This window comes from Saccharopolyspora sp. SCSIO 74807 (assembly GCF_037023755.1).
GTDB lineage: Bacteria > Actinomycetota > Actinomycetes > Mycobacteriales > Pseudonocardiaceae > Saccharopolyspora_C > Saccharopolyspora_C galaxeae.
The window spans coordinates 1137950-1151093 of record NZ_CP146100.1 but is presented as its reverse complement, the minus strand read 5'-3'; the positions used below and the strand labels follow the sequence as shown (position 1 = coordinate 1151093).

Sequence of the window (13144 nt, the reverse complement as noted above, 5' to 3'; positions counted from 1 at the left end):
GCGACAGCGTCGGCGAGATCTTCGCCGAGGAGGAGGCCCCGCGCGAGGTCGCGCCGATTCCGGCCGGCCGCCCGGTGCAGACCGTCGGTCGCCGCAAGCAGGCCATCGTGCGCGTGCGCCTGGCGCCGGGCAGCGGCGGTTTCAAGCTGAACGGCAAGGCGCTCGAGGACTACTTCCCGAACAAGGTGCACCAGCAGATCATCAAGGAACCGCTGACGCTGGTGGACCGCGCCGAGGGCTTCGACGTGACCGCGAACCTGCGCGGCGGCGGCCCCTCCGGGCAGGCCGGCGCGCTGCGCATGGCGATCGCCCGCGCGCTGTCGCAGCTGGACGGCGATGACCGTCCCGCGCTGAAGAAGGCCGGGATGCTCACCCGCGACTCGCGGGCCAAGGAGCGCAAGAAGTACGGCCTCAAGAAGGCGCGCAAGGCTCCGCAGTACAGCAAGCGCTGACCTTTCGTACGATCCACGGGAGCAGTCGCGGCGTCGCACCCGGCGCCGAGGCTGCTCCCGTGGTGTTTGTGCCCGGCCGGTGCCGGGCTCGGCCTGCCGTCGACCCAGGAGGTTTCGCTGCCCATGTCCCGGCTGTTCGGCACCGACGGGGTCCGCGGTCTGGCGAACGCGGATCTGACGCCGGAATTGGCGCTGGCGGTCTCGGCGGCCGCCGCCCGCGTGCTCTACGACCGGGACGACTCCCGCCGCCGGGTCGCGGTGGTCGGCCGGGATCCGCGGGCGAGCGGGGAGATGCTGGAGGCCGCCGTCACGGCCGGGCTGGCCTCGGAGGGCATGGACGTGCTGCGGGTGGGCGTGCTGCCCACGCCCGCGGTGGCCTACCTGGTCGGTGAGCTGGGTGCGGACATCGGCGTGATGATCTCCGCTTCGCACAACCCGATGCCGGACAACGGGATCAAGCTGTTCGCCGCAGGCGGGCACAAGCTGCCGGACCTGGTCGAGGACGAGATCGCCGACCGGCTCTACGAGCAGGTGCAGCGTCCTACCGGACAGCACGTCGGCAGGGTGCGCGACGTGCCGGACGCGGTGCAGCGCTACGTGGACCACCTGCTGATCGCGACGCCGCAGCGGCTGGACGGCATCAAGGTCGTGGTGGACTGCGCGAACGGCGCCGCTTCGGTCCCCGCGCCGGAGGCGTACAGCAGGGCGGGCGCCGAGGTCGTGGCGCTGCACGCCGAGCCGGACGGCCTGAACATCAACGACGGTGTGGGCTCGACGCACCTGGACGCGGTGCGCGCCGCCGTCGTGGAGCACGGCGCCGACCTGGGCATTGCGCACGACGGGGACGCGGACCGCTGCCTGGCGGTGGACGCGGCGGGCACCGTCGTGGACGGCGACCAGATCCTGGCGATCTTGGCCGTGGCGATGAAGGAGGCCGGCGAACTCGCCGACGACACCTTGGTCGCCACCGTGATGAGCAACCTCGGCCTGCACCTGGCGATGCGGGAGCACGGCATCAAGCTGCGCACCACCGCGGTCGGCGACCGCTACGTGCTGGAGGAGCTGCGCGCGGGCGGGTTCTCGCTGGGCGGTGAGCAGTCCGGGCACGTGGTGCTGCCGGGCCACGCGACCACCGGCGACGGGCTGCTCACCGCGCTGCGCGTGATGGGCCGGATGGCGGCCACCGGCGGCACGCTCACTTCGCTGGGCACCACGATGCACCGGTTGCCGCAGGTGCTGGAGAACGTGCGGGTCGTGGACAAGTCGGTGGCGGTGTCCGCGCCGACGGTGGCGCAGGCCGTCGCGGACGCCGAGGCCGAGCTGGGTGAGCAGGGCCGGGTGCTGCTGCGCCCCTCCGGCACCGAGCAGCTGGTGCGGGTGATGGTGGAGGCGCCGAGCGAGGAGATCGCGGACGCGACGGCGCGGCGGATCGCCGAGGTCGTTGCTGCCATCCGGTGATCTTGTGATTTAGGTCTCCGTTGCGCGGCGCAAGTGTGAGATGCTGCTCACATGGGTGCCATCGTCGTCGCCATAGTCGCAGTCGCGGCCGTCCTGCTGGTCGGGGCAATCATCGTGCTCGGCACGTTCGCGATCTTCGGGTCCAAAGCCATCAACGCAGTGCACGATGGCGGTCAGTGGTGGGTGAACCGCCGTCAGCGCCGCAGGCATTGAGCGGGGTGCGGTGATGCGCGGAGGAGCCTTCGGCGACCTGCTCATCGTGGTCGTGCTTCCGCTGGCAGCGATGCTGCTGTCGGTGCTGCTGACCTACTTCCTGACTGTGGGCTGAGCCGCTGCGCGCGGAAGGCCGCGAGCCGGTTGGCTCGGCGGCCGATTCTTGTTGTGCCCATCGACCGGGCCGCGTTCGCGATTGCAAGTGTTCTGCCCGACTCGCCTCCATCGCCGGCGCACCGCTGCCAGGATGCGTCGATCGAATTCGCCGCGACCGGCCGGTGGAGGGCAGCCGTGACGACGGGAACGGGCACTTCGGGCCAGGACGTCCAGCGCGCGGCGCAGGCGTTCGCGGACGCGGCTGGGCGAATTCGCGCGCAGGCCGAGCAGATCGATGCGTGCGGGGCCGAGCCGGATCCGGCGGGCCGCCAATTCGGGCCGGAAGGTTCCGCGTACCGGGAGGCGATGCGCCGGCTCGGCGCGAACGTCCGAGCGTTCGCGGAGTGGAGCGACGAGTTCGCCGCGGCTTTCCGGACGGTCGCGCGCCGGTATTCCGAAATCGACCGGGCCGGGGCGGACGAGCTCGGGAAGGTGCGATGACCGAGCCGATGCGCGGGTTCGACGCAGCCGGGCGGCGGTTGAACGAGGCCGGGGTCGTGCACACTTCCGACGAACTGCTCGACGATGGCGCGCACGGTCTCCGGTTCTTCCGGGAATTCTTGCCGCTGCTGGCGGAGTGGACCGGGCAAGAGCTTGGATTCGACCGCCATGTCCTGGAAAGGTACGACCGGCTGCGCGGTATCGACTTCGGCGCGTTCCGGGAGGACGCGCGGCTGCTCGATGCGGTGCACCGGGCGTTGCTGGCGGACGACGAGTTGATCAACGGTGAGTTCCGCGCTGCGTTGCGGACCTGGGAGGGTGAGGCGGCGGAGTCCGCGGCGGCGAGCATCGATGAGCACACCGGCGCGGGCAGTGCCGTGCTGGACGAGCTCGCGGCGTTCGGCGGGGCGATCCCGCCGGTGATCGACGGCATCGAGCGGGCCGTGCGCGAGTACGCGAGGTTCGTGCTGGACCTCGCCGCGGACATGGAGTGCGCGGGCAGAACGCCGGACGGGACCAGGGCCGAGATCCGCAAGGCGCGCGGAGATCTGCAGGTCGCCGATCTGGCGCGGGTGGACGACGTGTTCACCGGTGCATTCTCCGGCTACGCGCCGAGCGCGAAGGACTTCATCGCCGGGAAAGGCCCGGTGCCCGGGATCCCGGGAGCGAAGAAGGCGTGCGACGAGCTGCGGCGGAATGTGGTCGAAGAAGCCGCGAAATGGCTCGACACCGCTTTCGAACCGGAGTTGCAGGCGAAGTTGCGGCAGTTCGAGCAGCAGAGCGGCAGCACGCAGGAGTGCGTGCAACGGGCGTACGACCAGTTGCTGAGTGCTGTGGAGATCAGCGAGAACCCATTTCGCCGGGTCGGCGTCCGACCGGCCGAGCACACCGCCGATTCCGCTGCTGCGGGAGGTGAGGACCGGCCTGCTGGAACGACACCGCAGTCGGCGGAATCGAGCCCGGATGGCGAGCCGGTGCGGGCTGGGGACGGTCCGGTCGCCGGCACGGGTGAGCCGGGTCCGGCCTCGACCGCTCCGCAATCCGCGGGCTCGGACTCGATGAGCGACGTGGGAGGCAGCGTGCAGAGCACGTTCGCCGACCTGTCGCAGCGCCTGTTCGCCGGCGGTCTCGCGCCGGAGCAGGGCCTTCCTGAGCAGAGGCATTCCGTCCCGTTCGGCGGCCCGCCGCCGCACAGCGGCGCGATCGGGCTCGCCACCGCGGACCAGTCCGGGACCGGCGGTTCGCGAGGGGCGACGGGGTTCGCCTCGATCTCCGAACCGGAGGAGGCGCGCAGCGAGCAGCAGTCCGCGGGCTCCTCCGCCGGAACGATGGGCGCCGGAACGATGGGCGCCGGAATGCTGGGCTTGGGGACCATGGCCGATGACCAGGCAGGCGACCAGGAACGCCCTGCCGGTGATCGGCGTGCGGAGGCGTGGTTCGACGTCGCCGGTCCGGGAACGACGCCGGTCTTCGGCGAAGATCGGGAGTGACGCGAGCGTGGTGTTGCTGAACCAGCGGGTCGCCGACGAGATCACCAGCTTGGTCGCCAGGCACCGCTACGGCATCGAGGACGGCCGGGACGCGGTGCGCTCGGCCGAGCAAGCCGCGGCCGAGCGGAACGCGCAGCTGCGCGCGGAAGCCGCCGAGCGGCGCGCGGGCCTTCCCGAGCTGGGCGCGCGGGCTCACGAGCAGCGGGACCGCCAGTACGTCGAGCGCCCCGCAGCAACGCCCCGGCGACCGGTGTTCGAGGACGACGAAGACTTCTCGGCCGGGTCCTGGCTGCGCTGACCCGCCCGTAGGGCACGAGCCGCCGGAAAGCCTTCAGGCCGCGCCCGCGCGGGTGCCGGACGTCCGGCTGCGGACCTGGTCGATCGCGGTCCCGGAGACGTCGTTGTCCAGCAACACGTCCCCGCGCTTGTCCCCGGTCAAGGTTCGCAGCAGGAACGCGGTGAGCAACGCCCGGGACAACCGCCGCGTGCCCCACTCGGACTTGCCGTGCAGCAGCAGCTCGCTCCAGTGCCGCCCGTCGGTGTAGCCGAGGTGGCTGGCCTTCTTCAGCTCGCGCAACTGCACCGGCCCGCCCCAGGTGGCGGCGATCGGCTGGGCGTTCGCGACCGCGGGCGCCAGCAGGTCGTTGCCGCCGGTCAGGTGCAGGCCGGGCACGGTCACCCCGGACGCGGCCGCTACCGCGGACGGCGCGGTCTCGGTGACCGCGAACGTGCCGACCGCGCGGACCCGGCTGTCCTCGGCGGCGGCGAGCACGGCGCTGCCGCCGCCCATCGCGTGCCCCGCGACGGCGAGCCGGTCGGCGTCGACGCTGATCCCGCCTTCACCGAGCCGCACGCCGACGCAGATGTCCAGCGCGGTCCGCAGGTCCGCGGCGAACAGCCGGTGCGAGGCCAGCGGCCCGCGCTGGGTGCCGGGAGCGGCGGCGACGATGCCCCACGAGGCGAGGTGCCGCAGCAGCGACCCGTACCGGCGGGGTGATTGCAGCCACCCGTGCCCGAACGCGACGGCGGGCAGCCCGCGGCCGCTGCGCGGGGTGCACACCACGCCGGGCATTCCGACCAGCGCGAGGTCGCCGTGCAGCACCTCGTGCGGTCCGCGATGGGCCAGTTCTTCCAACGCCTTCTTGGCATTCCGCGCCATGGTCGGTCACGGTAGCCGACGAGCCCCCCGCACCGCCGCAGCCACGGTCCGGCCCGCGCGGGCGCCCGCCCGTTCTGAGCGGTTCCAGCGCGGTGGCTACGCTGGCTCGAGTGTGCGGGATCGTGGGTTACGCAGGACATCGGCAAGCACTGGACGTCGTGCTGGACGGGCTCAGACGGCTGGAATACCGCGGGTACGACTCCGCGGGAGTAGCGATGCTCGACGGCGCGGGAGGGCTCGCGGTCGAACGCGCCGCCGGTGCGCTGTCCAATCTGGAGAGCAAGCTGGCCGGGCTGGACGGCGCCCGGTTCACCGCCACCAGCGGCATGGGCCACACCCGGTGGGCCACGCACGGTGCGCCGACCGACCGCAATGCGCATCCGCACCAGGACACCGCGGGCAAGGTCGCGGTGGTGCACAACGGCATCATCGAGAACTTCGCCGTGCTGCGCGCCGAGCTGGAGGCCGCCGGTGTCGAGATGACCAGCGAGACCGACACCGAGACGACTGCGCACCTGGTCGCCGCCGCCTACTCGGCAGGCCCCGGCGCCGGTGACCTCAGCGCGGCGGTGCGCGCGGTGGCCGCTCGGCTGGAGGGCGCGTTCACGCTGGTCGTCACGCACGCCGACGAGCCGGGCAAGATCGTCGCGGCGCGCCGTTCGTCACCGCTGGTGGTGGGCGTCGGCTCCGGGGAGAACTTCGTGGCCTCGGACGTCGCGGCGTTCATCGAGCACACCCGGGACGCGGTGGAGCTCGGCCAGGACCAGGTGGTGACGATCACCCCGGACGGCTACCGGGTGACCGACTTCGCGGGCGAAGGGGTGCCTGCCAAGCCGTTCACCGTGGACTGGGACCTGTCGGCCGCCGAGAAGGGCGGGCACGACTACTTCATGCTCAAGGAGATCGAGGAGCAGCCGGAGGCGCTGCAGAACACGCTGCGCGGGCACTTCGCCCGCGGCGGGGTGGTCCTCGACGAGCAGCGGATGACCGAGCAGGACCTGCGCGACATCGACAAGGTCTTCGTGGTGGCCTGCGGCACCGCGTACCACTCGGGCCTGCTGGCGAAGTACGCGATCGAGCACTGGTGCCGGATCCCGGTGGAAGTGGAGCTGGCCAGCGAGTTCCGCTACCGCGACCCGGTGCTGGGCCGCGACACGCTGGTGGTCGCGATCTCGCAGTCCGGCGAGACCGCGGACACCTTGGAGGCGGTGCGGCACGCGCGCACCCAGCGCGCCCGCGTGCTGGCGATCTGCAACACCAACGGCGCGCAGATCCCGCGCGAGTCCGATGCGGTGCTCTACACCCACGCGGGTCCGGAGATCGGGGTTGCGGCGACGAAGACGTTCCTGGCGCAGATCACCGCGAACTACCTGGTGGGCTTGGCGTTGGCGCAGGCTCGGGGCACGAAGTACTCCGACGAGGTGGCCCGCGAGTTCGACGAGCTGGCCGCGATGCCGGAGGCGGTGCGCCGCGCGCTGTCCACTGTGGAGCAGATGCGCGAGCTGGGGCGTGCGCTGGCGAACTCCAAGGCGGTGCTGTTCCTCGGGCGGCACGTCGGCTATCCGGTGGCGCTGGAAGGCGCGTTGAAGCTCAAGGAGCTCGCCTACATGCACGCCGAGGGCTTCGCCGCCGGGGAGCTCAAGCACGGCCCGATCGCGTTGATCGAGGACGGCCTGCCGGTGGTGGTGGTGATGCCTTCGGCGAAGGGCCGGGCGCTGCTGCACTCGAAGATGCTGTCCAACATCCGCGAGATCCAGGCGCGCGGGGCGCGCACCATCGTGATCGCGGAGGAGGGCGACGAGGCGGTGCGCCCGTTCGCCGACGAGCTGGTGGAGATCCCGGCGGTGGCGACGCTGTTGCAGCCGCTGGTCTCGACGGTTCCGCTGCAGGTGCTGGCCGCCGAGATCGCGCGTGCCCGCGGCTACGACGTGGACAAGCCCCGCAACCTCGCCAAGTCCGTCACCGTCGAGTGAGCTAGCCGAGGCGTTCGGCGTGCGTCGCGCCCGACGCACCGCGACGTCACTTGATCGATGTGATCGGTTGGGAGTGAACGACTCGTCGGTCCGGCTAGATTGGTCGATCGGTCGCTCCGATCAACTCGGCCGGATCGAGCGATGTGCGGGGCGTGTCGGCACGGCTCCGGCGCTCGCCGTTGATCAGCGGGGCCGGGGGTGCCGGTGGTAGCTCCGGGAAATCCGGTCGGACGGTCCGTTCACCGGCGAACCTCGGGAGGTCGTGCGTGCAGGGAGTGTGGACCCCGGAACAGATCCGGGCGGCCGAAGCCGAGCTGTTCGGCGAGGTCCCGGAACCGGTGGTGATGCGCCGGGCGGCCTACGCGGTCGCGCTGCACGGCTCGCGGCTGCTGGCCGAGTCGTGCGGGACGACATCGGGCAGGCACGTGACGCTGCTCGTCGGCGGCGGCAACAACGGCGGTGACGCGCTGTGGGCCGGGGTTTACCTGCGGCGCCGCGGCGCCGGGGTCACCGCGGTACTGCTGTCTCCGGACAAGGCTCACCCGGAGGGCCTGGCTGCGCTGCGCCGCGCGGGCGGCCGGGTCGTCGAAGCGGAAGGTCCGGGTGCGGACACCGCCGGTATCGGCGCCGGCGCGGCGGACGCGGTGCAGCGCGCGGACCTGGTGGTCGACGGCATCGTCGGGCTCGCCGCGCACGGCGGCCTGCGCCCGGTGGCGGCCGAGCTGGTCGAGCGGGTCACCGTCCCGATCGTGTCCGTCGACCTGCCCAGCGGCGTCGACCCGATCACCGGTGCGGTCGACGGGCCCGCGGTGCCGGCGGAGCTGACGGTGACCTTCGGCGGCCGCAAGCCGTGCCACGTGCTCAGCGGCGGTGCGGTCCGGTCCGGTTCGGTCGCCGTCGCCGGGATCGGCGTGGACGAGCACCTGCCCGCGCCGGAGCTGTACGTGCTCGAGCGCGCGGACGTGGGCGCCTACTGGCCGATCCCGTCGCCGGCGGACGACAAGTACTCCCAGGGCGTGGTGGGCGTCGCGGCGGGTTCGGCGACCTTCCCGGGTGCCGCGGTGCTGGCGACCGGATCGGCGGTGCAGGCGACCTCGGGCATGGTGCGCTACGCCGGTCCGGCCGCGGACGTGGTGCGTTCGCACTGGCCGGAGGTGGTGGCGACCGGCTCGGTCACCGATGCGGGCCGGGTGCAGTCGTGGGCGGTCGGACCGGGCGTCGGCACCGGCGGTAGCGGCCGCGAGGTGATGCGGTACGTGCTGGAGTCCGGCAGGCCGGTGTGCGCGGACGCGGACGCGATCACGCTGCTGGCGGAGGACTCGACGCTGTGGGACTCCCGCGACCCGGAGACCCCGCTGGTGCTGACACCGCACGACGGTGAGTTCGCGCGGCTGGCAGGCGACGTGGGCGCGGACCGGGTCGCCGCCGCGCGCGACGCCGCGCAGCGCTTCGACGCGGTGCTGCTGCTGAAGGGCAACACGACGGTGATCGCGGCGCCGGACGGGCGGGTGCTGGTGAACGCTTCGGCGCACGCTTGGCCCGCGACGGCCGGTTCGGGCGACGTGCTGACCGGGTTGATCGGCGCGCTGCTGGCTTCCGGGATGGATCCGTGGCTGGCGTGCGGTTGCGCTGCGCACCTGCATTCGGCGGCTGCCGAGCTGGCCGCGTTCGGCGGCGCGGGGCAGGCCGCGCCTTCCGCGGAGGGCGCCGCGCCCATCGGTGCCTCCGCGCTGCTGTCCGCGGTGCCCGCCGCCATCCGCGAGGTCCGCGCCGCCGCCTGATCGGGCTCGGTCCGCAGCGAACCGTTCGGCCCGACACGCCCGGACGCCACCTGTTCAGCGGCGGATCTTGCCGAGTGAACGGACCGCTGGTCCGAATAGATCGGGCGAACGGTCCGCTCGCTCGGACCTGGCCGGGGGTGCCGACACGCGCGGGCGCCACCCGTTGAGCGCGGTCTTTCGTGGAGTGAACGAACCGCCGGTCCCAGTGGATGGGCGAGCGGGCGGCGAAGAGCCCGGGGACGCGCCTTGCCGGCGGGGCTGCTGCGGACGGTGTGCGACGATGTCGGCGCCATGACCGAGGAGCCCGTGCACCGCGCCGACCTGCGCATTGACGTCGGCGTGCTTCGCCACAACGTCGCGCTGCTGGCCGAACGCGCCCAACGGTCGGGCGCCCGCACGATGGTCGTGGTGAAGTCCGACGGCTACGGCCACGGCGCGCTCACGATGGCGCGGGCCGCGTTGGACGCGGGCGCTTCCGCGCTGGGCGTCGCGGCGATCGATGAGGCGCTGCAGCTGCGCCGCGCGGGCATCACGGCTCCGCTGCTGTGCTGGCTGTACCCCCCGGGTGACGATTTCGCCGCGGCCGTGGCCGCCGACGTGGACCTGTCCGCCTCCTCGCGCGCCGAGCTGGACGCGATTATCGAGGCGGCCCGGTCGGCAGGCCGCACGGCACGGGTGCACCTCAAGATCGACACCGGGCTGAACCGCAACGGCTGCCCGCACGAGCTGTGGCCGGATCTGCTGGACCGCGCGGCGGCGGCGCAGGCCGACGGCGCGCTGGAAGTCGTGGCGGTGTGGTCGCACCTGGCTTGCGCGGACGAGATCGGCCACCCGTCGATCGACGCGCAGGCCGAGCGCTTCCACCGCGCGTACGAGCAGGCCCTGCGGGCGGGCCTGCGCCCGATCCGGCACCTGGCGAACTCGGCGGCGCTGCTGACCCGCCCTGACCTGCACTTCGAGCTGGTGCGCCCGGGCATCGCGGCTTACGGCCTGGACCCGGTTCCGCAGCACGGCGACCACGGGTTGTGCCCTGCGATGACCTTCCGCTCGACGGTGGTGCAGGCCAAGCGGGTGCAGGCGGGCGAAAGCGTCTCCTACGGGCATCTGTGGACCGCCGAGCGGGAATGCACGCTCGCCCTGATCCCGGTCGGGTACGCCGACGGCGTGCCGCGGTCGCTGTCCGGCCGGATGCAGGTGTGGCTGGCGGGTCGTCGCAGGCCGGTCGTGGGCCGGGTGTGCATGGACCAGCTGGTCGTGTTCTGCGGCGATGACCCGGTCGGCGAGGGTGACGAGGTCGTGCTGTTCGGCACCGGCGAGCTGGGCGAGCCGACCGCCGCCGAGTGGGCCGACGAGCTGGGCACGATCCACTACGAGATCGTCACCGGCATGTACCGGCCCCGCGTGACCCGGACCGTGGTGCGGACGGAGGTCCCGACGTGAAGCCTTGGCAGACCGTGGCCTGGGCCGGCGGGGTGCTCGGCGCCGCGGTCACCGGCGCAGCAGTGGGCGTGGTCGCGCACAGCACCCGCATCGCGACCCAGCGCAAGGACCCGGACGACCCGCTCGCCGAGGAGAACCTGGGCAAGCTCAAGCCCGACCGGCATTCCACGGTGGCCGCCGATGACGGCGTCCCGCTGGCGGTGCAGGAGGTCAAACCGGCCGACGGCGGGCACGCGGAGCTGACCGTCGTGCTGGTGCACGGCTACGCGCTGGACTCGCGGTGCTGGCACTTCCAGCGGCGGGACTTGCCGCTGCTGACCGATCCGCGGGTGCGGGTGGTGCTCTACGACCAGCGCAGCCACGGCCGTTCCGGGCATTCTTCGCGGCCCAACAGCACGATCGAACAGCTCGGCAAGGACCTGGACGCGGTGCTGCGGGCGACCGCGCGGCGCGGGCCGGTGGTGCTGGTGGGGCATTCGATGGGCGGCATGGCGATCATGGCGCTGGCCGAGCAGCGGCCGAAGCTGTTCCGCGACCGGGTGTGCGCGGTGGCGCTGCTGAGCACCTCCGCCGGTGAGGTCGGTGCCTCCGGACTGCCGAAGCCGTGGCTGTCCAAGAACAACCCGGTGACCCGCGGGCTCGGCGTGCTGGCCGGGATGCAGCCCGCGCTGGTGGAGCGGGTGCGCCGCGCGGGCGGTCAGCTGAGCTGGAGCATCGTGCGTTCGCTGGCGTTCGGCGGCAGGCAGGTCAGCCCGGTGATGGTGGACCTGATGAACGACATGATCGGCGCGACGACGGTCGAGGTGGTCACCGACTTCCTGGAGACGCTCGGTTCGCACGACCGCAAGGCGGCGCTGGCCGGGTTGCGGCACTGCGAGGTGCTGGTGCTCAGCGGCGACGCGGACCGGATGACGCCGTTCACGCACTCCGAGGTGATCGCCGGGGAGCTCCCGGACGCCGAGCTGGTGCGGGTTCCGGAGGCCGGGCACATGGCGATGCTGGAGCGGCACGAACTGGTCACCGAGTACCTGGCGGCGCTGGTGCGGCGGGCTGCGGCGCGCGCCGAGGCCGAGCAGAAGGCGAGCTCATGAACACGGTGTCCACTGTGGAACTTCCTGCGGAGTCCGACGCGCTGGAGCTCGGGCGTTCGCTGGGCGCCCGGCTGCGCGCCGGCGACCTGGTGCTGCTCACCGGCCCGCTGGGGGCGGGCAAAACGGTGCTGGCCAAGGGGATCGCGGCCGGGATGGGGGTCACCGGCCAGGTCACCTCGCCGACGTTCGTGATCGCGCGGGTGCACCACCCGGCGGCCGGGTCCGGTCCGGCGCTGGTGCACGTGGACGCCTACCGGCTCGGCGGGCTGGCGGACATCGACGACCTCGACCTGGACACGGACCTCACCGAGGCGGCGGTGGTGGTCGAGTGGGGCGAGGGCTTGGCGGAGCGGTTGGCCGACGAATACCTGCTCGTCCGGCTCGACCGCCGCGAGGACGACGTGCGCGAGGCGACGCTGGAGCCGCACGGGCAGCGCTGGCGCGACTGCGGTGGTGAGCCGGGAAAACCCTGACCCGGAAAGCCCTGACACCGCCGCGTGTCCTGGCCGCGTCCGCCTGCCGCCGCATGCTCCGGTGATCATTTGGGCGGGCGTGCCGCGTGCCGTTACGCCGGGTTGGAGACCACCGATTTCAGCTCGGCCGAGAGTTCCCGCGAGAGCCGTTGCATCAGCGGCACCAGCGTCTCCGGCGAGATCCGCGTCATGCGCCCTTCCGGCCCGCTCACGGAGATCGCGGCGCCCGCGGGTGCGCCCGGGACCGCCACCGCGTAGCAGCGCACGCCGACTTCCTGCTCGCCGTCGTCCACGGCGAAGCCCTGCGAGCGGACCCGCGCCAGTTCTTCCTGCATGGCGGCCACGCTGGTGATGGTGCGCTCGGTCTGCGGCCGCATCCCGGCGCGGCCGAGCATCTGCGACACGGTGCCCTCGCCGAGGGTGGCCATCACGGCCTTGCCGACGGCGGTGGCGTGCGCGTCGACCCGTCGCCCGACTTCGGTGAACATCCGCATCGAGTGCTGCGACGGGACCTGCGCGACGTAGACGACCTGGTCGCCGTCGAGCACCGCCATGTTCGAGGTCTCGCCGATGGCTTCGGTCAGCTCCGCCAGGTACGGCCGCGCCCACGAGCCGAGCGCGCGGCTGGCCGTCTCGCCCAGCCGGATCAGCCGCGGCCCGAGCGAGTAGCGCCGCGACGGCTGCTGGCGCGCGTAGCCGCTGCTCACGAGCGTGCGCATGATGCGGTGGATGGTCGGCAGCGGCAGCCCGGAGGCTTCGGCGAGGTCGGACAGCGCGACCTCGCCACCCGCGTCGGCCATCAGTTCCAGGATGTCGAAGGCGCGCTCGATCGACTGCACTCCTCCGCCTTGGTTGGCGCGGCCGGTCATCGCAGCGGTCCTTTCGTCGGCCGAGGTTGCTGGCCCGGTGGCGCTCGATCCGAAGATCGAGTCGGGGATCGATTCTAGGCGGCGGGGTCGGTGCCGGACGTCATGTTGCTTACCGCCGTTCGTGGAAACTAACATCCACGATGCAGAA

General features: G+C 72.5%; 13 protein-coding genes. 11 read left to right on the top strand and 2 right to left on the bottom strand.

The window, feature by feature from the left end:
- Positions 1-17: 17 nt before the first annotated feature.
- The 6 genes from rpsI to V1457_RS05070 all read left to right on the top strand — a co-directional run bounded on the left by rpsI (position 18) and on the right by V1457_RS05070 (position 4508).
- Positions 18-452, top strand: a complete 435-nt coding sequence (gene rpsI / locus V1457_RS05095; protein ID WP_295140260.1) for a 30S ribosomal protein S9 — start codon at positions 18-20, stop codon at positions 450-452.
- A 123-nt stretch (positions 453-575) separates the two neighbouring features.
- The gene (gene glmM / locus V1457_RS05090; protein ID WP_338600871.1) at positions 576-1910 is read left to right on the top strand and encodes a phosphoglucosamine mutase; all 1335 of its coding nucleotides are present in this window, start codon (positions 576-578) and stop codon (positions 1908-1910) included.
- A 51-nt stretch (positions 1911-1961) separates the two neighbouring features.
- Positions 1962-2123: a hypothetical protein gene (locus V1457_RS05085; protein WP_200068433.1), complete on the top strand. Its 162-nt coding sequence runs from the start codon at positions 1962-1964 to the stop codon at positions 2121-2123.
- Positions 2124-2414: 291 nt separating this feature from the next.
- The gene (locus V1457_RS05080) at positions 2415-2720 is read left to right on the top strand and encodes a type VII secretion target (protein WP_338600867.1); all 306 of its coding nucleotides are present in this window, start codon (positions 2415-2417) and stop codon (positions 2718-2720) included.
- A complete protein-coding gene (locus tag V1457_RS05075) occupies positions 2717-4210 on the top strand; it encodes a hypothetical protein (RefSeq protein WP_338600864.1) in 1494 nt (497 codons plus the stop codon). The genes V1457_RS05080 and V1457_RS05075 overlap by 4 nt, the downstream gene beginning before the upstream one ends.
- A gap of 7 nt (positions 4211-4217) precedes the next feature.
- The gene (locus V1457_RS05070) at positions 4218-4508 is read left to right on the top strand and encodes a hypothetical protein (protein WP_338600862.1); all 291 of its coding nucleotides are present in this window, start codon (positions 4218-4220) and stop codon (positions 4506-4508) included.
- A 33-nt stretch (positions 4509-4541) separates the two neighbouring features.
- Here the strand turns inward: V1457_RS05070 and V1457_RS05065 are convergent, their stop codons facing one another.
- The gene (locus tag V1457_RS05065) at positions 4542-5369 is read right to left on the bottom strand and encodes a dienelactone hydrolase family protein (RefSeq protein WP_200068437.1); all 828 of its coding nucleotides are present in this window, start codon (positions 5367-5369) and stop codon (positions 4542-4544) included.
- 110 nt (positions 5370-5479) lie between these two features.
- On the opposite strand from V1457_RS05065, the gene glmS reads away from it, so the two are divergent.
- The 5 genes from glmS to tsaE all read left to right on the top strand — a co-directional run bounded on the left by glmS (position 5480) and on the right by tsaE (position 12127).
- Positions 5480-7342, top strand: a complete 1863-nt coding sequence (glmS, locus tag V1457_RS05060; RefSeq protein WP_338600859.1) for a glutamine--fructose-6-phosphate transaminase (isomerizing) — start codon at positions 5480-5482, stop codon at positions 7340-7342.
- 266 nt (positions 7343-7608) lie between these two features.
- Positions 7609-9123 carry an NAD(P)H-hydrate dehydratase gene (locus V1457_RS05055; protein WP_338600857.1) on the top strand — a complete coding sequence of 505 codons (1515 nt, stop codon included), beginning with the start codon at positions 7609-7611 and terminating at the stop codon, positions 9121-9123.
- A 291-nt stretch (positions 9124-9414) separates the two neighbouring features.
- A complete protein-coding gene (gene alr, locus V1457_RS05050; RefSeq protein WP_338600854.1) occupies positions 9415-10563 on the top strand; it encodes an alanine racemase in 1149 nt (382 codons plus the stop codon).
- On the top strand, positions 10560-11654 hold the full coding sequence (locus V1457_RS05045; protein ID WP_295144292.1) for an alpha/beta fold hydrolase: 1095 nt from the start codon (positions 10560-10562) through the stop codon (positions 11652-11654). The genes alr and V1457_RS05045 overlap by 4 nt, the downstream gene beginning before the upstream one ends.
- Complete coding sequence (gene tsaE / locus V1457_RS05040; RefSeq protein WP_338600848.1) at positions 11651-12127, top strand: tRNA (adenosine(37)-N6)-threonylcarbamoyltransferase complex ATPase subunit type 1 TsaE; 477 nt, start codon at positions 11651-11653, stop codon at positions 12125-12127. Before V1457_RS05045 ends, tsaE begins: the two co-directional genes overlap by 4 nt.
- Positions 12128-12219: 92 nt before the next feature.
- Here the strand turns inward: tsaE and V1457_RS05035 are convergent, their stop codons facing one another.
- Positions 12220-12996 (bottom strand): IclR family transcriptional regulator, encoded by a 777-nt coding sequence (locus V1457_RS05035; RefSeq protein ID WP_200068443.1) that lies wholly within the window; start codon positions 12994-12996, stop codon positions 12220-12222.
- Positions 12997-13144: the final 148 nt, after the last annotated feature.